The organism is Caballeronia choica (assembly GCF_001544535.1).
Classification (GTDB): domain Bacteria; phylum Pseudomonadota; class Gammaproteobacteria; order Burkholderiales; family Burkholderiaceae; genus Caballeronia; species Caballeronia choica.
On the sequence record NZ_FCON02000036.1, the window covers coordinates 44,162 to 66,778 of the forward strand.

Consider the following 22,617-nt stretch of genomic DNA (forward strand, 5'->3'; position numbering starts at 1 on the left):
GAGGGACCCTATGCACTCTTTTCCGATTCTCAGTGTCGCGATCTGGTTGCCGATCGTATTCGGCCTCCTGGTCCTGGCTGTCGGCTCCGACCAAAACCCGGGGCCTGCGCGCTGGGTCGCGCTGATCGGCTCGATCCTCGGGCTGCTCGTCACGATTCCCTTGATCACCGGCTTCGACTCGTCGACGGCCGCGTTGCAGTTCGTCGAACAGGCGAACTGGATCGAACGCTTCAACATTACGTACCACCTCGGTGTGGACGGCATCTCGATGTGGTTCGTCGTGCTGACCGCGCTGATCACGGTGATCGTCGTGATCGCCGGCTGGGAAGTGATCACCGAACGCGTCGCGCAGTACTTCGCCGCGTTCCTGATCCTGTCGGGCATCATGGTCGGCGTGTTCTCGACCGCCGACGGCATGCTGTTCTACGTGTTCTTCGAAGCGACGCTGATTCCGATGTACATCATCATCGGCGTGTGGGGCGGGCCGAACCGCGTGTACGCGGCGTTCAAGTTCTTCCTGTACACGCTGATGGGCTCGCTGCTGATGCTGATCGCGCTCCTGTATCTGTACACGCAGACGCACACGTTCGACCTCGCAACCTGGCAGGCCGCGAAGATCGGCTTCACGCCGCAGGTGCTGCTGTTCATCGCGTTCTTCCTGGCGTTTGCCGTGAAGGTGCCGATGTGGCCGGTTCACACGTGGTTGCCTGACGCGCACGTCGAGGCACCGACCGGCGGCTCCGTCGTGCTGGCCGCGATCATGCTGAAGCTCGGCGCCTACGGTTTCCTGCGCTTCTCGTTGCCGATCGCACCGGACGCCAGCCACTTCCTCGCGCCGGTCGTGATCACGCTGTCGCTGATCGCGGTGATCTACATCGGTCTTGTCGCGCTGGTGCAGACAGACATGAAGAAGCTGGTGGCGTATTCATCGATTGCGCACATGGGCTTCGTCACGCTCGGCTTCTTTATCTTCAGCCAGCTCGGCGTGGAAGGCGCGATCATCCAGATGATCTCGCACGGCTTCGTGTCGGGCGCGATGTTCCTTTCGATCGGCGTGCTCTACGACCGTGTCCACTCGCGCCAGATCGCGGATTACGGCGGCGTCGTGAACACGATGCCGAAGTTCGCGGCCTTCTCGATGTTCTTCGCGATGGCGAACTGCGGCCTGCCGGGCACGTCGGGATTCGTCGGCGAGTTCATGGTGATTCTGGCTGCCGTGAAGTTCAACTTCTGGATCGGTTTCCTCGCGACGTTCACGCTGGTGCTCGGCGCGGCCTACACGCTGTGGATGTACAAGCGCGTGCATTTCGGCGCGATCGCGAACGACCACGTCGCGAAGCTCAAGGACATCAACAAGCGTGAAATTCTGATGCTTGCCGTGCTCGCGATCTTCACGCTGTACATGGGCCTGTATCCGCGACCCTTCACCAACGTGATGCACGAATCCGTGTCAAACCTCCTCTCCCACGTCGCGCAGTCGAAGCTGCCGCTCACCCAGTAACGTCGTGCGGAGGAACTAAAAGATCATGCAAAACGCCCCTATGAGTGCCCTGTTGCCCGACACGATCCTGATGCTCGCGATCGTCGTGGCCTGGTTGAACGACACGATCTTCGGCTACCCGAGCCGTCGCGTTACGTATCTGATTTCGGTGGTGTCGGCGCTCGTCGTCGGCGTGTGGTTTGCGTTCGTCGCGCTCGATCCGGTGCCGCATTACTTTTTCTCGCGCATGTACATCGTCGATTCGTTCGCGAGCGCGATGAAGGCCGTGGTGTGCCTGGGCTACGCGGTGTCGGTGATCTACTCGCGCAAATACCTTGAAGACCGCGACCTGTTCCGCGGCGACTTCTTCCTGCTCGGCTTGTTCTCGCTGCTCGGCCAGTGCGTGATGATTTCGGGCAACAATTTCCTGACGCTGTATCTCGGCCTCGAATTGATGTCGCTGTCGCTGTACGCCGTGATCGCGTTGCGCAAGGATGCGCCGCAGTCGAACGAAGCGGCGATGAAGTACTACGTGCTCGGCGCGCTCGCATCCGGCTTCCTCCTCTACGGCATTTCGATGCTGTACGGCGCGACGGGTTCGCTCGAACTGAACGAAGTGCTGAAGGCGGTCGCTTCCGGCCATATCAACGACGCGGTGCTGCTCTTCGGCGTGATCTTCGTCGTGGCTGGCGTGGCGTTCAAGATGGGCGCGGTGCCGTTTCACATGTGGGTGCCCGACGTCTATCAGGGCGCACCGACCGCGATGACGCTCCTTACCGGCGGCGGCCCGAAGGTCGCGGCGTTCGCGTGGGGCCTGCGCTTCCTGGTGATGGGCCTCTTGCCGCTCGCCGTCGACTGGCAGGAAATGCTGGTGATTCTCGCGGCGCTGTCGCTGATCGTCGGCAACGTGACGGGTATCGTGCAGAAGAACATCAAGCGGATGCTGGCTTACTCGGCGATCTCGAACATGGGCTTCGTGCTGCTCGGCCTGCTCGCGGGCGTGGTGGACGGCAAGCTGACGGGCGCAGCCGGCGCGTACAGCTCGGCGATGTTCTACAGCATCATCTATCTGGTGACGACGCTCGGGACGTTCGGCGTGGTGATGCTGCTCGCGCGCCGCGATTTCGAAGCCGAAACGCTCGACGATTTCAAGGGCCTGAATCAGCGCAGCCCGGTGTTTGCGTTCGTGATGATGGTGATGATGTTCTCGCTCGCCGGGATTCCGCCGACGGTCGGCTTCTACGCCAAGCTCGCCGTGCTCGAAGCCACGATGAACGCCGGGCTGACGTGGCTGGCCGTGCTGGCCGTGATCACGTCGCTGGTCGGCGCGTTCTACTACCTGCGCGTCGTCAAGCTGATGTACTTCGACGCCCCGCAGGATGCCTCGCCGATCGTCGCCGATGGGTTGAACCGTGGCCTGCTCGCGTTCAACGGCCTGGCCGTGCTCGTGCTCGGCCTGGTTCCGGGTCCGCTGATGTCGGCGTGCCTCACGGCCATTACGCACACGCTCTCGTTCTAATGTCGGCTGCGGGCTGGTTTATCGTGTTGTTGGCGCTCGTCGGCGCCAATGTTCCGTTCCTGAACCAGCGCCTCTTCGCCGTCGTGCCGATTCATCTTGCAAGCAAGGTCGGCAGGAGAGCGCCGAGGAAGAACGCCTGGATTCGCATCGCCGAGGTGATCGTCCTGTATTTTGTCGTGGGCGCGCTCGGCTTCATGCTGGAAGCGCGCGCGGGCAATCGCTTCGAACAGGGCTGGCAGTTCTATGCAATCACCTTCAGCCTGTTCATCGTGCTCGCGTTTCCCGGCTTCACCTATCAATACCTCGTCAAACGCCGCTGACAGCGCATCCGCTGTCGCGGCTCATTCGCACAGGGCGCACGATGGCTGAACATACCTCTCTTCCCCATAGCGACGACGACCTCATCGAAAAGAAGGTCGAAAGCGTCACCTTGCACGAAGGCAAGTTTCTGACGGTCAAGTGCGATACGGTCGAATTGCCCGATGGCAAGCACGCGACGCGCGAATTCGTCGAACATCCGGGCGCTGTGATGATCCTCCCGCTGTTCGACGATGGCCGCGTGTTGCTCGAACGGCAGTTCCGCTATCCGATCGGCAAGGTCCTGGTCGAGTTTCCCGCCGGCAAGATCGATCCGAACGAGGACGAGCTGACTTGCGCGAAGCGCGAGTTGCAGGAAGAGACGGGCTACACCGCACGCGAATGGTTTTTCCTGACGCGCATTCATCCCGTCATTTCCTACTCGACGGAGTTCATCGATCTGTATCTGGCGCGCGGCCTGACCGAAGGCGAGCGCAAGCTCGACGACGGCGAGTTCCTCGAATCGTTCATCGCCGGGCAAGCGGAACTCATCGACTGGGTCAAGAGTGGCCGCATCAGCGATGTGAAGACGATCATCGGCGTGTTCTGGCTCGAGAAGATCATGTCGGGCGAATGGACGCTTGGCGACCCGATCGGCGGCTGATCCCACGCGATCGATCTCACCGGAAAAAGCGGCCGCCCATGGCCGCTTTTTCGTTGGCGGACGGCGCGCCGGCAGAGGAAGAGCCGAAAGGCTAAAATGATTTTTTCCCGGTCCCGGTTGTTTGGGCCGATCATGATCGGTGTTTTTACGAACGACCGTTCACAAAACGCAATTTTGCGATAAACTCAAGCGAAGCTCCGATCAGCATGAAGGTCCTCGATTTAAAGTGCTCCCACGAACATCGGTTTGAAGGCTGGTTCGCTTCTACCGAAGAGTTCGAATCGCAGTTGTCGCACGGACTCGTGGCATGTCCAGTCTGCTCGACGGCCGAGGTGAGCCGCATGCCTTCGGCGCCGCGCCTGAATCTGTCGTCGAGCCGGAACGACGGTACGCCGCCACACCAGCCTCCGGTGAGCGACGCCGCATCCGATTCGAATGCGCTCCAGGCGCGTGCGCTGCGGTTCCTGCGCGAGGTTCTTGAAAAGACTGAGAACGTGGGCGACCGCTTTGCCGAGGAAGCGCGGCGCATTCACTACAACGAAGCGCCGGCGCGCAACATTCGCGGCGTGACCACGTCCGAAGATGCGCACGCCTTGCTCGAAGAAGGTATCGACGTAATGCCGCTGCCCGTTCCGGCCGCACTGAAAGAACCGCTGCAGTAAGTCCTGTTGCGGTGTCTCTCGCGCGTGGCCGATTCGTGCCACGCATGGGACTGGAGACACCCCGCATGGACTTGAACTATTCCCCCGCCGACGACGCATTTCGCGCCGACATCCGCGCCTGGCTCGAAGCCAACCTGCCGCAAGCGCTGCGTGACAAGGTCCTCAAACACAAACGTCTGAACCGCGACGACTACGCGAGCTGGCACAAGCTGCTCGGCACGCGCGGCTGGTCGGTGGTCGCGTGGCCGACCGAATATGGCGGCCCGGGCTGGAACGCCACCCAGCGCCACATCTGGGACGAGGAATGTGCACGCATCGGTGCGCCCGGCGTGTTGCCGTTCGGCGTATCGATGGTCGCACCCGTATTGATGAAATACGGCAGCGACGCGCAGAAGGCCCGCTATCTGCCACGCATCCTCGACGGCACCGACTGGTGGTGCCAAGGATATTCGGAACCCGGCTCCGGTTCCGATCTCGCGTCACTCAGAACGCGCGCCGAACGCCAGGGCGATTTCTACGTCGTCAACGGCCAGAAGACCTGGACGACGCTCGGCCAACACGCCGACATGATGTTCTGCCTCGTGCGCACCGATCCGGCCGCGAAAAAGCAGGAGGGCATCTCGTTCCTCCTGATCGACATGAAGACGCCGGGCATCACCGTGCGTCCGATCATCACGCTCGACGAAGATCACGAGGTCAACGAAGTCTTCTTCGAGGACGTGAAGGTGCCGCTCGACAATCTCGTCGGCGAGGAAAATCGCGGGTGGACCTACGCGAAGTATTTGCTTGGCCACGAGCGTACGGGCATCGCGCGGGTCGGCGGGTCGAAGCGTGAGCTCGTGTTCCTGAAGCATCTCGCGCTCAGCCAGACGAAGAATGGCCGCCCGCTGCTCCACGATCCCATGTTCGCGTCGAAGATCGCCGCGCTCGAAATCGAATTGATGGCGCTGGAAGTGACGGTGCAGCGCGTCGTCGCGAGCGAGACGAAAGGGCGCGGGCCGGGTCCGGAAGCGTCGATGCTGAAGATCAAGGGCACCGAAATCCAGCAGGCGCTGACCGAGCTGATGTTCGAGGCGATCGGCCCGCAGGCCGCCGCGTTCGATCCCGCGTTCCTCGAAGGCGAACGCGAACACAGCATCGCCGGCGACGACGATGCCGCGCCGCTCGCCGCGTACTACTTCAACTTCCGCAAGACCTCGATCTACGGCGGCTCGAACGAAATTCAAAAGAACATCATCGCGCAGATGATTCTGGGACTGTGAGGAGCAGCGCATGGACTTCAATTTCACGGACGAACAGGAACAGTTCCGCGATGCGCTGCGTCGCTATCTCGACAACGAATACAGCTTCGACGCGCGGCAGAAGATCGTGGCGTCGGCGGCGGGCGTCGATGCGAAGCATTGGCACGCGTTCACCGAACTCGGCCTGACAGCGTTGCCGGTGCCGGAGGCGCAGGGCGGATTCGATGGCGGCGCATTCGACATGCTCGTCGTCATGCAGGAGCTTGGCCGGGCACTCGTCGTGGAGCCGTACTGGGCGACGGCGGTGGGCATCGAGGCGCTGCGGCTGGCCGGTTCGCACAACGCGTTGCTGGAACGCGCGGCGGCGGGCGAAATCAAGCTTGCCGTGGCCTTCCACGAGCCGCGTGCTCGCTATGACCTCTTCGACATCCGCACGACGGCGCGCGCCGAAGGCGACGCGTTCGCACTGACCGGCGAAAAGTCGATCGTGCAGCACGCCGCGCAGGCCGACCACTGGATCGTGCCCGCGCGACTCGACGGCGAGATCGCGCTCTTTCTGATCGCGCGCGATGCAACGGGCGCCGAGGTCACCGAATATCGGACGATCGACGGCCAGCGCGCCGCGACGCTGAAGTTCACCGGCACGCCGGCCACGCGTCTCGGCGATGCGCACGTCGGCGCGGCCACCTTCGAACAGATCGCCGACTACGCGACGCTGCTCTTGTGCGCCGAAGCCATCGGCGCACTCGATGCGCTGAATCTCGCGACCGTCGACTACACGAAGGACCGCCAGCAGTTCGGCACGCCGATCGCGCGTTTCCAGGCGCTGCAGCACCGGATGGTCGAGATGCTGATCCACGCCGAGCAGGCGCGCTCGATCACGTATCTCGCTGCCGCACGCTATGCAGCCACGGACGCCGACGCGCGTCGCCAGGCGATCTCCGCCGCGAAGGCGCGGGTCGGGCAGGCCGCGCGCTTCGTCGGCCAGCAGGCGGTGCAGTTGCACGGCGGCATGGGCGTGACGAACGAAGTCGCGGCGGCGCACTGGTTCAAGCGCCTTTCGATCATTGAAACGACGCTCGGCGACGTCGATCATCATCTCGCGCGTTTTGCTTCGTTGCCGGCTTTCGCCGACACCGATGTCTGACGCGTTGATAACCAGGAGCCATGCATGACGTTCAGCTATGAAGATTACGAAGTCGGGTCGGCGGTGCAACTCGGCGCGCACACGTTCACGCGCGAGGAGATCGTCGGGTTTGCAGAACGGTACGATCCGCAGCCGTTCCATGTATCCGAGGAAGGCGGCGAAGCGTCGCACTTCGGCGGGCTCGTCGCGAGCGGCTGGAACACATGTGCCGCGATGATGGGCATCCTCGTTCGCGAACTGCTGAGCGATTCGACGTCGATGGGTTCGCCCGGACTTGACAACATTCGCTGGCTCAAGCCGGTGCGCGTCGGCGATACGGTGCGGCTGACCGTGCGCGTGCTCGACAAGCGCGTCTCGGCGAGCAAGCCGGATCGCGGGATCGTTTCGACGCGCTGGGAAGCGCATAACCAGCACGGAGAACTCGTGCTGACGGTCGATTCGGCCGCGCTCTTCGGATTGCGCAATCCGGCCGCGAGCCGGTGAGTCCGGGGAAGCTCGCCAGCCGCGCCGATTTGCATGCGGCGGCGAGCATCGCGGGGCGAGGCGCGCTCAGTGCTTCGCGTACTGAGTCGCGCCGAACAACACTTCCTTTTCCTTGTCGGTGAATGGCTTGCGTTCGAACGCCAGGACTTCGACACCCCGCTGCACGGCGGGACGCGCCGCAATGGCATCGAACCAGCGCTTCACGTTGGGAAATTCGTCGAGCACGATGCCCTGGTTCTGCCAGGACCGCGTCCATGGGAACGTCGCGATATCGGCGACGGTGTAGTCGTTGCCCGCAAGGTACTGCGTGACGCCCAACTGCTTGTCCATCACGCCATAAAGCCGCCTGGCTTCATTGGTGTACCGGTTCACCGCATACTCGATCTGCTGCGGCGCGTAGTTTCGAAAGTGATGCGTCTGCCCGAGCATCGGCCCGATGCTACCCATCTGGAACATCAGCCACTGAAGCGTCGTGTACCGCCCAACGGGATCGGTGGGCAAGAACTTGCCCGTCTTCTCGGCGAGATAAATGAGGATCGCGCCGGACTCGAACAACGACAGCGGCTTGCCCTCGGGCCCGGCGTTATCGATGATCGCCGGAATCTTGTTGTTCGGGCTGATCGCGAGAAAGTCCGGCGCGAACTGATCGCCCGCGCCGATATCGACGGCGTGTACCTTGTACTCGAGCCCCGTCTCTTCGAGCATGATGTGGATCTTGTGGCCGTTGGGCGTGGCCCAGCTATAGACGTCGATCATTTTCGCTCCTGAATTCCATTGGATAATTCGGGCGGCGGCTTCGTGAATTCACGAGACCGCCGCGGAATCGGCCTTAAAGCCAGGCGAAAATTAGAGCATGTTTCGACAAGCCACGCAGAAGTGGCCGATGCCCCGGCTCAACCGTGCGGTTCCTGATTCCGCGCGAGTTCCAGCTTCGCGATTGCATTGCGATGCACTTCGTCGGGACCATCGGCGAGACGCAGCGAGCGCGCCGACGCATACGCATAAGCCAGCGGAAAATCATCGCAGACGCCGCCCGCTCCGTGCGCCTGTATGGCCCAGTCGATCACCTGACACGCAACGTTTGGCGCGACGACCTTGATCATCGCGATCTCGCCGCGCGCGCCCTTGTTGCCGACGGTGTCCATCATGTACGCGGCCTTGAGCGTCAGGAGCCGTGCCTGTTCGATCATGATGCGCGCCTCGGCGATGCGTTCCTGCGTCACGCCATGTTGCGCAATCGGCTTGCCGAACGCGACGCGCTGAAGTGTGCGCTTCGACATCAGTTCGAGCGCACGCTCCGCGAGGCCGATCAGGCGCATGCAGTGGTGAATGCGGCCCGGTCCGAGGCGTCCTTGCGCGATCTCGAATCCGCGTCCCTCCCCGAGCAGGATATTCGAAGCGGGCACGCGCACGTTCTGCAGCGTGATGTCCATGTGACCATGCGGCGCGTCGTCGTAGCCGAACACGTTCAAAGGCCGATGCACGGTGACGCCGCTCGCGTCCGCCGGAACGAGGATCATCGATTGCTGCTGATGCTTCGGCGCTTGCGGGTCCGTCTTGCCCATTACGATATAGACCTTGCAGCGCGGATCGCCCGCGCCCGACGACCACCATTTGTGGCCGTCGATCAAATAGCTGTCGCCATCGCGCGTAATGCTGCACTGAATGTTCGTCGCATCCGACGACGCTACGTCCGGCTCCGTCATCAGGAACGCCGATCGGATCTCGCCGCGCAAGAGCGGTTCGAGCCATTGCTGCTTTTGCTCGTCGTTGCCGTAGCGTTCGATGGTTTCCATGTTGCCGGTATCGGGTGCGTTGCAGTTGAACACTTCCGGCGCCCACGGTACGCGGCCCATGATTTCGCAGAGCGGCGCGTATTCCAGGTTCTTGAGTCCCGCGCCGCGATCCGACGCCGGCAGGAACAGGTTCCACAGCCCGGCCTCACGCGCCTGCTCCTTCAGCGCCTCGATCAGACCGGTCGGAATCCATGCGTTACCGTTCGCGCGATTGGCCGCGATCTCGTCGATGAACGCGCGCTCGTTCGGATAGATATGCGCGTCGAAGAAGGCGAGAAGCTTTTCGCGCAGTTCCTGAACCTTCGGGGTGTAATCGAAATTCATGCCTTTCCTTTCTTAAGGATGGATTGCCCGGCGAACTCAGACGCGGACTTTCTGCGCATAAACCCAGGCAAGCTCGGCCATCGGTTTGGCACGCCGGCCGGCGTCCACCGCTTGCGCACTCGACGCCGTTCCCTCCGTCACGCGCTTCATGATTCCCTGCAGGATCGCGGCGATGCGGAACATGTTGTAGGCGAGATAGAAGTTCCAGTCGCCTTCGATCGTGAGGCCGGTACGCTCGCAATACCGTTCGACATAGGCCGCTTCGTCGGGAATGCCGAGCGCGGCCCAGTCGAGTCCCGCGATGCCGCGAAACTGCGACGGATCGACGTGCCAGGCCATGCAGTGATAGGCGAAGTCGGCGAGCGGATCGCCGAGCGTCGACAGTTCCCAATCGAGCACGGCGAGCACGCGCGGTTCGGTCGGGTGGAAGATGAGGTTGTCGAGGCGATAGTCGCCGTGGACGATCGACGGGCGTTCGCTCACTCCGGGCGAACCGCGCGGAATATGCTTCGGCAGCCACTCGACGAGCTTGTTCATCGATTCGATCGGCTCGGTTTCGGAGGCGACATACTGCTTGCTCCACCGCCCGATCTGCCGCTCGAAGTAGTTGCCCGGCTTGCCATAATCGGCAAGGCCGAGCGCGCCGACATCGACCGAATGCAGCGCCGCGATCACGCGATTCATCTCGTCGTAGATGGCGCCGCGTTCGGCGGGCGTCATGCCGGGCAGCGATTGATCCCACAGCACGCGGCCCTCGATGAACTCCATCACGTAGAACGCGCGGCCGATCACGCTTTCGTCCTCGCACAGCGCGAACATTTTCGCGACGGGAACGTCGGTGCCGCGAAGCGCATCCATCACGCGATACTCGCGCTCGATCGCATGTGCCGACTTCAGCAGCTTCGCCGCCGGGCCGGGCTTCGAGCGCATCACATAGCTGCGCGCGGGCGTGATCAGCTTGAACGTCGGATTCGACTGGCCGCCCGCGAACTGCTCGATGCTCAACGGACCTTCGAAACCATCGACATGCGACGCGAGCCACGCGCCGAGCGCATCGGCATCGAAGCACAAGCGCTCATTGACGGGCCGCGTTCCTTCGAACGCGGAGAAATCCTGCGGCGGTTGTGGCTGTTGTTCGTCGCTCACTGCCATTGTCTCCTCCGTGATGGATGCGAGCGCGGCCGGCCGCGTCGTCATCGACGCTGTGTTGGCGCGCCCGGATCGAAGCCCGATTCACTTCGTCAGATGCGAACTGAAGCGGACGAATTGCGCGTAGAGCAGTTCCATCGTCGTGTTGCGCACCTCCGTGTGAAGCGGCGAGGGCGGCGAATGATTGATCGCGTGGATGACCCAGTCGCCCGGTTTGTCGCCGACGTCGAGCGCGTTGATGCAGCCGGTCGCCTGCGACAAATGGCCGAAGAACGCGCGCCCGCCCGCCGTGATCGCATGCGAAAGCAGCGCCCGGTTGACCCCGCCGTGCAGCACGAGCAGCACGGTGTCCCACGTCGCGTCTTCACGAAGCCGCGCGATGGCGGGCAGCACGCGGTCGAGCAATTCCCGGATCGTCTCGCCGCCGAGGAACTGCGTATCCTCCGGCACGACGCCGTCGAACACGGACAGAAACGCGTGCTCGATATCCTCGGTTGAAAGTTGCTTCAGATGTCCGCCGCGAATCTCTTCCCACTCGGGCCAGGTTTCGACCTCGACGGCTTGACCCGTTTGCTCCAGCACGCGCCGCGCCGTTTCGACCGTGCGCGGCAGTCCGCTCGCGATCACCCGATCGAAGCGCACGTCCTCTGCCGCGAACGCCCGGCCGGCGGCGCTGGCTTCCTCGCGTCCGCGTTCGTTCAACGCCACGCTGACCGGATCGATCGCGCGGCCGGTGTCGTCGAAATAGGTGACGTCGCCGTGACGCATCAGGAAGATGCGGCGGCGTTTCGGCAATTGGTATTCGCTCATTTGTAGTTCGGCTGGCGCTTTTCGAGGAACGCGCTGATGCCTTCGAGCGCGTCGCCGTGATGCAGCGAATCGACGAAGCTGTCGCGTTCGGCATCGAAATGCGCGGCGAGCGGTTGCACCTCGGCGGCGGTGATCAGCGACTTGATGCGCGCGAGCGCCTTGGGCGACATGCTGCCGAGATCGTCGGCCCACGCGATCGCCGAGTCGAGCGCGGTGCCGCGGCGCGTCAGCCGGTTCACGACGCCGACATCATGCAGGCGCACCGCGCCGATCGGCTTCGCTTCCAGCAGGATCTCGCTCGCGAGTGCTCGCGGCAGCGCGCGCGAGATGAACCACGAGCCGCCGCCGTCGGGCGTGAGGCCCACGCGCGCATACGACATCACGAACTTGGCGTCGTCGGCGGACACGATCAGGTCGCACGCGAGCGCGAGCGAAAAGCCCGCGCCGGCCGCCGCGCCCTCGACCGCCGCGATCACCGGTTTCGACGACGCCCGGAGCGCGCTGATCCATTCGGCGAGCAGGTCGATGCTCTCGGCCTGCACCGACGGATCTTTCGCGCGGTTCTCAAGCAGCCGGTTCAGGTTGCCGCCCGCGCAGAAGAAGTTGTCGGCGCCGGTCAGCACGATGGCGCGCACCGAGTTGTCGCGCTCGGCGGTGTTGAGCGCTTCGATGCCGGCGGCGTACATGTCGGGATGCAGCGCGTTCTTCGCGCCCGGATTCGAGAGCTTGAGGACGAGCGTGGTGTCGCTGCCGGCGGGGCGGTCGGTCAAGAGTTCAGCGCTCATTGCTTATTCCTCGATGTGGGTGAGAGAAAGGCCGAGTTGCGCACGCCGGGCAAGCCACGGCGACGGCCGGTAGCGCGGATCGCCGAGCACGCTGTACATGTTGCGCAGGATCGTGAGGATCGTCTTCGCGCCGAGCGTGTCGCCGAGCGCGAGCGGACCATGCGGATAGCCGAGGCCGAGCGTCACGGCCAGATCGATGTCTTCCGGTGTCGCGATCCGCTGCTGCGCGATGTCGCAGCCGATGTTGACGATCGTCGCCACGACGCGTTGCGCGACGAAACCCGTCGAGTCGCGGATCACGGTGACGGGCACGCCGTCGGCGGCGAAGAGCGCGTGCGCGGCGTCGCGCGAGGCGCGGGAGGTCGCGGGCGTCGTCATCAGCGTACGGCGCGCGACCGTGTCGAGCGGGAACAGCGTATCGATCGCGACGACGCGCGTCGCGTCCAGGTTTTCGGCCAGCGCATCCGTGGTCGCGTCGAGGCCGAGCGGCGTCACGACGATCAGCGAATCGGGCGCGGGCGTGCTGCCGGTATCGATGGTGACGGCGGCATCCGACTTCGCGATCAGCTTCAGCACCTGTTCGCGCGCCGAATGCGACGCGCGGCTGATCCACACGCGGCGCGGCAACTGGGTCGGCGCGGGTGGTTCGTCGGGGGTCTGCTGCTTGCCGTCGACGTACTTGTAAAAGCCCTCGCCGGTCTTGCGTCCGATCAGCCCGCCGGCGAGCCGCGTGCCCGTGATCGGCGACGGCGTGAAGCGCGGCTCTTCATAAAACTGGTGATAGATCGACTCCATCACCGGATGCGAAACATCGAGCGCGGTCAGGTCGAGCAATTCGAACGGCCCGAGACGGAAACCGGCCTGCTCGCGCATGATCCGGTCGACATCGGCGAAACTCGCGACCCCTTCGCTCGCGATCCGCAGCCCTTCGGTATTCATCCCGCGTCCGGCGTGATTGACGATGAAGCCGGGCATGTCCTTCGCGCGCACCGGCGTGTGCCCCATGCGGCGCGCGAGGTCCATCAGTGCGTCGCCGGCGGTGGGGTCGCCGCGCAGGCCGTCGATCACTTCGACGACCTTCATCAGCGGCACCGGATTGAAGAAGTGAAAGCCCGCGACGCGTTCCGGACGCGCACAGCCCGCCGCAATCGCGGTAATCGACAGCGACGACGTATTCGACGCCAGAATGCAGCGCTCGCCAACCACCGCTTCGAGATCGCGAAAGAGCTCGCGCTTGACCTCGAGCTTTTCGACGATCGCCTCGATCACGACGTCGCAATCCGCCAGATCGCTCGTCTGACCGGCCGCGTGTACGCGGGCGAGGGCATCGTGCGCATCGGCTTCCTTGATCTTGCCTTTTGCCGCGAGCTTGTTCAGTGTGTCGGAAAGATAGTCGCGGGCGGCGGCGACCGCTTGCGGGTTCGTGTCGAAAAGACGCACGGTGAGTCCGCCGAGCGCCGCGATCTGCGCGATGCCGCGCCCCATCGCGCCGCTGCCGACGATGCCGATTGTCTCAACCTGAAAATCGCGAAAGCTCATGGTGTGGGTCGACTCCTGATCGGTACAGAATTAGCACAGTCGTGCTGTATTTGGGATAGTGTCACGTCTTCGCGATGAAGGCGGATGAGTTCAAACGAGGAGATGTCGCATGATCAAGCTGTACGGGTTTCCGTTGTCCAACTATTTCAACAAGGTCAAGTTCGTCCTGCTCGAACACGACATTCCGTTCGAGGAAGTGCGCGTGAATTTCGGCCAGGACGAGACCACGCTCGCGCGCTCGCCGCTCGGCAAGGTGCCGTACATCGACACCGACGCGGGGCCGCTTTGCGAGTCGCAGGTGATCGTCGAATATCTGGCGAGCGCGTATCCGGACAAGCCGATCTTCGCCGCCGATCCGTACCTCGCCGCAAAGGAGCGCGAACTGGCGGTGTTCGTCGATCAGCATCTGGAACTCGTCGCGCGCGATCTGTACAAGCAGGCATTCTTCGGCGGCACGATCACCGACTACACGAAAGCGCGCGTCGAAAAACTGCTGAATCACCACATTGCGGGCTTCAAACGGATCGCGAAATTCGCGCCCTACGTCTCCGGCTCGACCTTCAGTATCGCCGATGTGTGCGCGTTCGTGAGCCTGCCGGTCATCGGGCTGGCGACGAAAGCGGTGTACGGAAGGGACTTCCTGCTCGATGCCGGCATCGACTGGAAGACGCACGGTAAGAAGGTCGGCGAGCGGGCCGCCGCGCAGACCGTGACGGCCGACCGGCTCGCCTACATGGAAGCGCAGAAACGCGGGTGATCGAAGCGGGTATCGCATCACCCGCGCCCTGGATCAGAGCTTCGCGAGACGGTCGAGCGCATGCTGCAGCGTCTCTTCCTTCTTCGCGAAGCAAAAACGCACGACGCCCGATTCGTGGCTCTCGTGATAGAACGCCGAGACCGGGATCGCCGCGACGCCGATCTCGCTCGTGAGCCATTGCGCGAATTCGGCTTCGGGCAGGTCGCTGATCGCGGAGTAGTCGACGCACTGGAAGTAGGTGCCGTCGCAGGGCAGGATCTTGAAGCGCGAATTCGCGAGGCCCGCGCGGAAGAAGTCGCGCTTCTGCTGATAGAACGCCGGCAGGTTCATGTACGGCGCCGGGTCTTCCAGATAATGCGCGAGGCCGATCTGCATCGGCGTGTTCACCGTGAAGACGTTGAACTGATGCACCTTGCGGAACTCGGCGGTGAGCGCGGCGGGCGCGGCCACGTAGCCGACCTTCCAGCCCGTCACGTGAAACGTCTTGCCGAAGCTCGACACCACGAAGCTGCGCTTCGCGAGTTCCGGATAACGCGAGACGCTCTCGTGCGGCGCGCCGTCGTAGACCATGTGTTCGTAGACTTCGTCGGAGACGATCAGCACGTTCGTGCCGCGCACGATCTCTTCGAGCTTGCGCATGTCGGCTTCGCGCCAGACGCGGCCGGTCGGATTGTGCGGCGTGTTGATCATCAGGAGGCGCGTCTTCGGCGTGATCGCGGCGGCGATCTTGTCGAACGGCAGCGCGTAGTCCGGTGCTTCGAGCGAGACGAACACGGGCGTGCCGCCCGCGAGTTCGATCGACGGCACATAGCTGTCGTACATCGGCTCGATCACGATGACTTCGTCGCCCGGATGCACCGAGCAAAGGATCGCGGTGAGCAGCGCCTGCGTCGCGCCGGCGGTGACCGTGATTTCGCGGTCGGCGTCGTACTGGCGGCCGTAGAGCCGGTCGATTTTCGCGGCGATCGCCTGGCGCAAGGGCGCGACGCCGGCCATCGGCGGATATTGATTGTGGCCCTCGCGCATGGCGACGGTGACCGCATCGACGATGCGGGGATCGCAGGCGAAATCGGGGAAGCCCTGGCCTAAGTTGACCGCGCCTTTTTGCGCGGCGAGCGCGCTCATCACGGTGAAAATGGTCGTGCCGACGTTCGGCAGGCGCGAAGGGAAGCCGAGTTCGGCGGGCGTTTGCGGGAGTTCGTGCGTGGCGTTCATGGTGGTGGCGTTGGCGTGATCCGGTGCGCGTTTCATTTTAAACAGCAGTCGACTGGGCGAGTTCATGCGCCTGAAATGCGGCGACGAACGGCGCGGGCTGAGCGATCTGAAAACCGAAGTCGCGCGCGGTGCGGCGCGCGAGTTTCAACACCGCGCGATCCTTCGACACCAGCCAGTCTGCCCGGGACGCGTGCGCGAGTTCGAGGAACTTCTGGTCGTCGCGATCGCGGCATTTCGGCAGCGGTCGCTCGTCCGCGGGCGGCTCGGGCGCGATCAGTTGCGCAAGACGCGCGACCGTGCCGAGCGCCGCGGTTTTATCGACGGCCATGCGTGCGAACTGCGGATAGTCGAGCACGCGCGTCAGTTCGTTCAGGCAGCGCGCGTCGATCAGCGCCGTAAGCGTCTGCGCTTCGAGCGCGGCGCGAATCGGGCGCGTGGCGGGATCGTCGAACACGAGGATATCGATCCACACGTTCGAATCCAGCACCACATGGAGCGCGGGCAGCGCGCGGGAATTGTCCATTCGATACAATCGGGGGTTTGTGTCCTTGATCGTCGGCGGTGTGCCGGCGAGCCTCCATGATAATCGTTCTTTCGCCAGCCAAATCGCTCGACTACGAGACCCCGCCGCACGTCAAGAAGCACACGCTCCCCGAATTCATCGACGAAGCAGCCGAACTCATCGACGGCCTGAGGAAGCTCTCGCCGCAACAGATCGGCAGCCTGATGCGCATTTCCGATCCGCTCGCGCAACTGAATTTCCAACGCTACGCGGACTGGTCGAAGCGCTTCGGCACGGACAACGCGAAGCAGGCCATGCTCGCGTTCAACGGCGACGTGTACGAGGGCTTTGCCGCGAAGTCGTTGTCAGCGAGCGATCTCGACTACGCGCAGAATCATGTGCGGGTGCTGTCCGGGCTGTATGGCTTGCTGAGACCGCTCGACCTGTTGCAGCCGTATCGGCTGGAGATGGGCACCCGGTTCGCGAATGCGCGCGGACGCGACCTGTATGCGTTCTGGGGCGAGCGCATCACGGCCGCGCTCAACGCGCAGTTGAAGAAGCAGCGCGGCGCGCGCGTGCTCATCAATTGCGCATCGGAGGAATACTTCAAGTCGGTGAAGCCCAAGCTGCTGGATGCGCCCGTGATCTCGCCGGTCTTCGAGGACTGGAAGGGCGGCCGCTACAAGATCATCAGCTTCCACGCGAAACGCGCGCGCGGGCTGATGGCGCGTTATGCGGTCGAGCATCGTATCGATGAACCGCAGGCGCTGCAGGGCTTCGACAACGAAGGCTACAAGTTCGACAGAAAGGCATCGAACGATACAACGTATGTGTTTCGCCGGCGCATCGCCGAGTGAAAAGCCACCGGGCGAAATAAGGAACCGACATGAGCATTTCAATTACGAGCAACTTTGACGCTGGCGCGATCGTCGTGCTGTCCGCCGACAATCCCGCCGACGTGCGTCTGCGCGTGCGTGCCGACAGTCACGCCGAATTCGCGCAGTGGTTCTATTTCCGCGTGTCGGGCGCGCGCGGCGAGCGTCTCGTGATGACGTTCGAGAACGCCGCCGATTGTGCGTTCGCCGAGGGCTGGCGCGATTATCAGGCGGTGGCGAGCTACGATCGCGTGAACTGGTTTCGCGTGCCGACGAGCTACGACGGCCGCGTGATGGTCATCGATCACACGCCGGACTTCGATCGCATCTACTACGCGTATTTCGAGCCCTACAGTGAAGAGCGCCATTCGGAGTTCCTCGGCGCCGTGCAGCAGATGCCGCACGCGGCGCTCACCGAAATCGGGCAGACCGTGCAGGGCCGGCCGATGCCGCTGCTCACACTCGGCGTGCCGGGCCTCGACAAGGTGTCGCCGAAGAAGAACATCTGGATCATCGCGCGCCAGCATCCGGGCGAGACGATGGCGGAGTGGTTCGTCGAAGGGCTGGTCAAGCGCCTCGCGGGCTGGGGCGACTGGGCGGGCGATCCGGTCGCGCGCAAGCTTTTCGACCAGGCCGTGTTCCACATCGTGCCGAACATGAATCCGGACGGCAGCGTGCTCGGCAACCTGCGCACCAATGCGGCGGGCGCGAACCTGAATCGCGAGTGGATGGAACCGGATGCGGCACGCAGCCCGGAAGTGCTCTGCGTGCGCAACGCGATTCACGCCATCGGCTGCGACCTCTTCTTCGATATTCACGGCGACGAAGCCATCCCGTATGTGTTCGTCGCGGGTTCGGAAATGCTGCCGGGCTTCACGGAAAAGCAGGCGAAGGAGCAGACGGCGTTCATCGAGTTCTTCAAGCAGGCGAGCCCCGACTTTCAGGACGTGCACGGCTACGAGTCGAGCAAGTATCAGACGGATGCGCTGAAGCTTGCTTCGAAGTACATCGGCAACGAGTTCGGATGCTTGTCCCTGACGCTGGAGATGCCGTTCAAGGACAACGCGGGATTGCCCGACGAGCGCGTCGGCTGGAACGGCGAGCGCAGCGCGGCGCTGGGCGCGTCGATGTTGCAGGCGATCCTGCGGCACGTCGAAACGTTCTGATTTTCCGTTTTCCTGTTCCGCCTGCCATCAAAGAGAAGGGCGTGATCACCGGTTGGTGATCACGCCCTTGGCTTTTTTGCGCGCCTGCGGTCTTCAGTGCTTCTTCGATGAAGCCGCCGGCTTGGACTTCGACTTCGTCGATTTGCTGCCCGACGATTTTGACGTCGCCGCGCTGGATGATTTCGATTTGCCCTTCGTGCTGTGCTTGCCTTTCGTGCTGTGCGTCGAGCGCGGCTCCGCGCGCGCTCTCGACGGCGGCACCGGATCGTTCCACCCGAACGCGAGCATCTGGCTGCCGACATAGCCGCAGCGGAACTTGAGCGTGGCGGGATCGCCATCGCCGTCCTTGCTCATGCCGAGACCTTCGACCGTCACCACGTTGTCGACCTTGATGCGCTGCTTGCGATCGTCGAAGGAATCGTTCCACGGCATGAGCGTGGAATGCGATGCATCGAACGACGTGGCCGGGAACTCGACGTGATCGAAGGCCGTCGACGTGCTCGCGACAAAGCTGCCATGTGCGGCGCAGTCGGCGATGAGTGGATTGGCCTGAAAATCAGTGACGAAATGGTGGACGAGTTCGTTGCGTTCGTCGAGCGTATCGGCAAAAGCGGTGACGGCGCATGCGATCGAAGCGCATGCCGCCAACCGGCCGACGAGCCGAAGCAGTCGGCGCGGTGCGTGATTACTTTCCATCAATTTCGGCGCAAAAAAGACACAGGCACGTAAGATGCCTTGCAGGGGGAGGAGTTCCATCTTATCGCAATTCGCGCGGCGTCTTGCCTTCCACGGCAAGGCAGCGACACGGCGATACCGGTGCGTTCAGACACGCGGCCCGCGATCGAGGCGATAGCGTCTGACGTCGTAGGTCGTGATCCACGCGGGCTTGTAGACCGCGATGAGGATCGTGAGCAGCCCGGTGAAGAGGGCTTCGCCGCCGCTCAGTAGCAGCGAGCCGTGCATGAAGGCGGCGGGGATGGCGACCGGCCGGCCCGCGAGACCGATCTCGAGCAGGACCATCGCACCGCACGCGGCAGCGACGGCGATCGCGGACACGATGAAGCCGTGGCCGATGATGAACGTGAAGAGATTGCGCGGCAGCCACGCGTGACTTGCGCGCTCGAGCAGCGTCGAGATTCCGACGGGCAACGCGCCGAACAGCAGATAGGTGATCGATACCGTGAGCCACGACGCATCGAGGACGACCGCCGCCAGGGCGGTCGTGGCGGCCACGCCGATCAACGCGAGTTGCCAGTCGAAGAGCGTGACCATCAGCGTGGCGCCGAGCAGATGGATGACGGGACCGTCGTCGAACCAGGCGTTGCACGCCCACAGCACGGTAATTGCAACGATGACGCCGAGCCACACATGCTGGAGCGTGCCGTCCTGCAGGCGGCGGAAGGGGTTTTGCACCAACGCGAGCGCGAGCAGGCCCGCGGTGACGATCCAGCCACCGGCTGCAACCCAAAGCGGAAGCGGTGTATAGAAGAACCCCATGAACTGCATCTTACTCGTTGCGCGTGAAACATGTGCGCGAACGAAGCACCCGTCGCGCGACGCGCATCATTGCCCGAAGGGCTTGACAGGCTCGGCCGCGAGCAGGACGTGGGCGTCGTTTTCGGCCGGATCGGGGTATCTCGCGTTCGAGGCGCGCAAGGGCACGGGCCCGGCGTCACCGAGCGCGGGGCGCGGCGCGGCTTTGTCCTCGCGACGCAGGACTTCGAGGCAACCGGTCTGCCAGCCGTTGTAGATGGCGACCGCGGCGGCGCGATTGACCGCGCCGAGTTGCTGAAAGATGCTCGACAAATGGATCTTGACCGTGCCTTCGCTGATGCCGAGCGTCTTCGCGATCACCTTGTTGGTATTGCCCATATGGACACAGCGCATGATCTGCTGCTGGCGCGGCGAGAGCGTGGCGCAACGTCGTGTGGCCGGGAGCAGTTTTGCCGGTTCGGCAAAGCGGCGCGGGGCGAATTCGACGGCCAGATCCGGGTCGAGCGCGCCCGCCGGCACGTAGTGACCACCGAGCAATACCATCTCGAGCGCGCGAACCAGCAATTGCGGATCGAGGCTCCTCGGCACCACGCCGAGCGCGCCCGCCATCAGGAGGCGCCGCGCGTGCCCGTGCGTGACGTCGTCGACGAGAATCGCGGCCGGAATGCCCGCGAAGTCCCGCAGCAGGTCGTGCAGATCGCTGGGTTGCATGCTGTCCTGCCAGTCGATCACGATCAGATCCGGATCGAGGCGCGCGATCGCATGCCGTGCCTGCCGCCAGTCCTTGGCTTCGTTGAAATGCCCCTGGCGGTCGATCTGTCGCAACAGCGCTTTGAGCCCTTCGCGTCGTTCTGCGTTGGCGTTGATCAATGTAAATTTCATGCGTGCCTCTTTATGGTTCTTGAGTTTTTACGCGGTCCGCCCTCAGTCGGACGCGGCTGGCGACGGGCTTCGCGTCGTCAATCCGATATTGACAAAATCCCGCCGTTTTGGCGCCCTGTCCAGAAGGCATAGGCCAAAACGCAAAAAAAAACCCCGCACGATGGCGGGGCGTCGGAGTGCTTTGTTGCCCCGCTGCCAGAGCGGCATGCGGGTCGTGTTTGGTCAGTGAAAGTGTGGCTGGGCCGGTTCGGCGTCCTCGGGCATCTCGGCGTGAACGATCTCGCCAAGCGGATCGGCATAGAGCGGCACGCCGCAGTCGTCGCAATATTCCGGCTCGAAGCGCCCGGCGTGACGGCGCACTTCCGACACGCCGGTTTTTTTCAGCAGGGCGACGATTTCTTCGACCGGTCCATCGGCACCTTCGAGGTCGACGGCTTCGTCTTCCATGCCGACTTCGCCATTTTCCCGCCCGTAGAGCGGCCAGACGACGCCATAGATCACCTCGTTGCTGCCGCGTCGAGTAAAGCCGATGCGATATTCGTCGATGCGTCGCTCGCCGAAGCCCGCGATCACCGCGCGCAATTCCTGCGGGGCGGCGCCGAGGGTGTCGAAGAGGTAGCGAACGGCGGTGCGGACGGTGTGCGGACGGACTTGCTCGTCGGCGTCGCGACAGGCGGAGTAGTAGGCGTCCGGCAGCAGGCATTCGAGTTCGCAGCCCGGAAGGATCGCGGCGAAGCTCGGCCCGCCTTGCGCTGCCCATTGTTCCAGGCACTGCCCGCGTTCGATGCGGCCGCCGTTCTCGTCCTCTTGCCAGCGAAAGAGCGGGGCGCCCGCTGGGACGAGTGCCACCGCGAGCAGAAAGCGCGGATCGGCGAGAATCGGCGACGTTTCAGGCAGATCGGACAGATTCAGCCGTGCCGCCGCGCCGCCCAGCGCGGTTTGCATGAGTTGCTGTGCAAGCCGCGCGGTGTCGACATGGTGACGCGGCAATTGGTCAATGCTGTACAGATAGGGCGCGACCGCGACTCGCGCACCAGCGGCGAGTACGTGCGCCTGCATCTGGGTGCGCAGCGCATCGGCGACGTCGCCCTTGAGCGGCCCCGACGGAATTGCATAGCGCGTCCACGCGAGGACCGGGGCCGCGATCAACAGCGCCTCGTGGGGCGTGCCGTCGATGTCAGTCGTGAAGGATTCGCTGTGCGTTTCGGCCATGTCGGCGAGCGCGCCGTAGGCATCGGGATGATTCTGCTGAAGATGGTCGAGCGCGGCATCGAGCGTGGTCTGATTGCCGTTGCGCACGATTTTCGTGAGGAGCGCGTCGAGACGCGCCTCCCAAAAGCGGTCTTCGATGCGGCTGCCTGACGCGAACAATGCGAGTGCAAGGCCGACGAGCTTGTCGGCGTCCGGGGGAAGGCGTTTGGCGATTCGCGAGCGCATATGTGTTGGAATGATCAGGGGCAGAGAACCTTATATTGTAGTCGCTGCGCGGCTGTTTTTACCGGGTGATGTCAAATGCGGATTTGCTATGTCAGTTGCGCTTCGACATGCCTGGTCGACTCCAATCAGGTGCGCAATCGCGAGTAAAAAACTTTCAAAAAGCGCTTGCGGAACGTCTGCGAGGGCACTAGAATTCCGTTCCTTCGCAGCTCGGTGAGCGGTGAAGGAAGCGGGAAGAAGGGCGATGCGTGAGCCGGAAAGCCTTGTGGGACGGGCTTCTTGGTGGAATCAGCAAGTTGAGTGGCTTTTAAAAACCTGTTGACGAATCGCGAAACGTTGTTCATAATCTCGTTTCTCTGCTGCTGATGCAGCGACGCAAAACGGAAGCGCCCC

Annotated in this window: 24 protein-coding genes; 11 read left to right on the plus strand and 13 right to left on the minus strand. The window is 63.4% G+C overall.

The window, feature by feature from the left end; genetic code table 11:
- Positions 1–10 precede the first annotated feature (10 nt).
- The 8 genes from AWB68_RS17750 to AWB68_RS17785 all read left to right on the plus strand — a co-directional run bounded on the left by AWB68_RS17750 (position 11) and on the right by AWB68_RS17785 (position 7,493).
- Positions 11–1,501, plus strand: coding sequence for an NADH-quinone oxidoreductase subunit M (locus AWB68_RS17750; RefSeq protein WP_087645656.1), 1,491 nt, complete (start codon positions 11–13; stop codon positions 1,499–1,501).
- Positions 1,502–1,526: 25 nt separating this feature from the next.
- A complete protein-coding gene (gene nuoN, locus AWB68_RS17755; RefSeq protein ID WP_087645657.1) occupies positions 1,527–2,999 on the plus strand; it encodes an NADH-quinone oxidoreductase subunit NuoN in 1,473 nt (490 codons plus the stop codon).
- Positions 2,999–3,319 carry a DUF2818 family protein gene (locus tag AWB68_RS17760; RefSeq protein WP_087645658.1) on the plus strand — a complete coding sequence of 107 codons (321 nt, stop codon included), beginning with the start codon at positions 2,999–3,001 and terminating at the stop codon, positions 3,317–3,319. Before nuoN ends, AWB68_RS17760 begins: the two co-directional genes overlap by 1 nt.
- Before the next feature lie 41 nt (positions 3,320–3,360).
- The gene (locus AWB68_RS17765; protein WP_087645659.1) at positions 3,361–3,960 is read left to right on the plus strand and encodes an NUDIX domain-containing protein; all 600 of its coding nucleotides are present in this window, start codon (positions 3,361–3,363) and stop codon (positions 3,958–3,960) included.
- 206 nt (positions 3,961–4,166) lie between these two features.
- Positions 4,167–4,622: a DUF1178 family protein gene (locus tag AWB68_RS17770; RefSeq protein WP_087645660.1), complete on the plus strand. Its 456-nt coding sequence runs from the start codon at positions 4,167–4,169 to the stop codon at positions 4,620–4,622.
- 65 nt (positions 4,623–4,687) lie between these two features.
- Complete coding sequence (locus AWB68_RS17775) at positions 4,688–5,884, plus strand: acyl-CoA dehydrogenase family protein (protein ID WP_087645661.1); 1,197 nt, start codon at positions 4,688–4,690, stop codon at positions 5,882–5,884.
- Positions 5,885–5,894: 10 nt separating this feature from the next.
- On the plus strand, positions 5,895–7,010 hold the full coding sequence (locus AWB68_RS17780) for an acyl-CoA dehydrogenase family protein (RefSeq protein ID WP_087645662.1): 1,116 nt from the start codon (positions 5,895–5,897) through the stop codon (positions 7,008–7,010).
- A gap of 24 nt (positions 7,011–7,034) precedes the next feature.
- A complete protein-coding gene (locus AWB68_RS17785; protein WP_087645663.1) occupies positions 7,035–7,493 on the plus strand; it encodes a MaoC family dehydratase in 459 nt (152 codons plus the stop codon).
- Positions 7,494–7,559: 66 nt separating this feature from the next.
- Here AWB68_RS17785 and AWB68_RS17790 read toward each other — a convergent pair whose 3' ends face one another.
- From AWB68_RS17790 to AWB68_RS17815, 6 genes are all read right to left on the minus strand, one after another.
- Positions 7,560–8,249 carry a glutathione binding-like protein gene (locus tag AWB68_RS17790; protein WP_087645664.1) on the minus strand — a complete coding sequence of 230 codons (690 nt, stop codon included), beginning with the start codon at positions 8,247–8,249 and terminating at the stop codon, positions 7,560–7,562.
- Between the two features lie 137 nt (positions 8,250–8,386).
- Positions 8,387–9,613 (minus strand): acyl-CoA dehydrogenase family protein, encoded by a 1,227-nt coding sequence (locus AWB68_RS17795; protein WP_087645665.1) that lies wholly within the window; start codon positions 9,611–9,613, stop codon positions 8,387–8,389.
- Positions 9,614–9,649: 36 nt separating this feature from the next.
- Complete coding sequence (locus tag AWB68_RS17800) at positions 9,650–10,765, minus strand: phosphotransferase (RefSeq protein WP_087645666.1); 1,116 nt, start codon at positions 10,763–10,765, stop codon at positions 9,650–9,652.
- Positions 10,766–10,846: 81 nt separating this feature from the next.
- Complete coding sequence (locus tag AWB68_RS17805) at positions 10,847–11,572, minus strand: histidine phosphatase family protein (RefSeq protein ID WP_087645667.1); 726 nt, start codon at positions 11,570–11,572, stop codon at positions 10,847–10,849.
- Positions 11,569–12,357 carry an oxepin-CoA hydrolase, alternative type gene (locus tag AWB68_RS17810; RefSeq protein ID WP_087645668.1) on the minus strand — a complete coding sequence of 263 codons (789 nt, stop codon included), beginning with the start codon at positions 12,355–12,357 and terminating at the stop codon, positions 11,569–11,571. Before AWB68_RS17810 ends, AWB68_RS17805 begins: the two co-directional genes overlap by 4 nt.
- A 3-nt stretch (positions 12,358–12,360) precedes the next feature.
- Positions 12,361–13,896: a 3-hydroxyacyl-CoA dehydrogenase gene (locus AWB68_RS17815; RefSeq protein ID WP_087645669.1), complete on the minus strand. Its 1,536-nt coding sequence runs from the start codon at positions 13,894–13,896 to the stop codon at positions 12,361–12,363.
- Between the two features lie 109 nt (positions 13,897–14,005).
- Here AWB68_RS17815 and AWB68_RS17820 point away from each other — a divergent pair, with 109 nt between their 5' ends.
- Complete coding sequence (locus AWB68_RS17820; protein WP_087645670.1) at positions 14,006–14,653, plus strand: glutathione S-transferase family protein; 648 nt, start codon at positions 14,006–14,008, stop codon at positions 14,651–14,653.
- A gap of 33 nt (positions 14,654–14,686) precedes the next feature.
- On the opposite strand, the gene AWB68_RS17825 is transcribed toward AWB68_RS17820, so the two are convergent.
- The gene (locus tag AWB68_RS17825; RefSeq protein WP_087645679.1) at positions 14,687–15,868 is read right to left on the minus strand and encodes a pyridoxal phosphate-dependent aminotransferase; all 1,182 of its coding nucleotides are present in this window, start codon (positions 15,866–15,868) and stop codon (positions 14,687–14,689) included.
- Between the two features lie 37 nt (positions 15,869–15,905).
- Positions 15,906–16,391, minus strand: a complete 486-nt coding sequence (locus AWB68_RS17830) for a putative toxin-antitoxin system toxin component, PIN family (protein WP_087645671.1) — start codon at positions 16,389–16,391, stop codon at positions 15,906–15,908.
- 56 nt (positions 16,392–16,447) lie between these two features.
- Here AWB68_RS17830 and yaaA point away from each other — a divergent pair, with 56 nt between their 5' ends.
- Both yaaA and AWB68_RS17840 read left to right on the plus strand, forming a co-directional pair.
- A complete protein-coding gene (gene yaaA, locus AWB68_RS17835; RefSeq protein ID WP_087645672.1) occupies positions 16,448–17,227 on the plus strand; it encodes a peroxide stress protein YaaA in 780 nt (259 codons plus the stop codon).
- 29 nt (positions 17,228–17,256) lie between these two features.
- The gene (locus tag AWB68_RS17840) at positions 17,257–18,411 is read left to right on the plus strand and encodes a M14 family metallopeptidase (RefSeq protein WP_087645673.1); all 1,155 of its coding nucleotides are present in this window, start codon (positions 17,257–17,259) and stop codon (positions 18,409–18,411) included.
- A gap of 93 nt (positions 18,412–18,504) precedes the next feature.
- Here the strand turns inward: AWB68_RS17840 and AWB68_RS17845 are convergent, their stop codons facing one another.
- The 5 genes from AWB68_RS17845 to AWB68_RS49515 form a co-directional block, all read right to left on the minus strand.
- Positions 18,505–19,107: a BspC domain-containing protein gene (locus AWB68_RS17845; RefSeq protein WP_087645680.1), complete on the minus strand. Its 603-nt coding sequence runs from the start codon at positions 19,105–19,107 to the stop codon at positions 18,505–18,507.
- A 126-nt stretch (positions 19,108–19,233) separates the two neighbouring features.
- Positions 19,234–19,908 carry a hypothetical protein gene (locus AWB68_RS17850; RefSeq protein WP_087645681.1) on the minus strand — a complete coding sequence of 225 codons (675 nt, stop codon included), beginning with the start codon at positions 19,906–19,908 and terminating at the stop codon, positions 19,234–19,236.
- Between the two features lie 66 nt (positions 19,909–19,974).
- Positions 19,975–20,787: a LuxR C-terminal-related transcriptional regulator gene (locus AWB68_RS17855; protein ID WP_087645674.1), complete on the minus strand. Its 813-nt coding sequence runs from the start codon at positions 20,785–20,787 to the stop codon at positions 19,975–19,977.
- Positions 20,788–21,009: 222 nt separating this feature from the next.
- Positions 21,010–22,224, minus strand: a complete 1,215-nt coding sequence (locus AWB68_RS17860; RefSeq protein WP_087645675.1) for a DUF2863 family protein — start codon at positions 22,222–22,224, stop codon at positions 21,010–21,012.
- Between the two features lie 125 nt (positions 22,225–22,349).
- On the minus strand, positions 22,350–22,617 hold a 268-nt coding region (locus AWB68_RS49515), incomplete at its 5' end, for a hypothetical protein (RefSeq protein WP_235028393.1).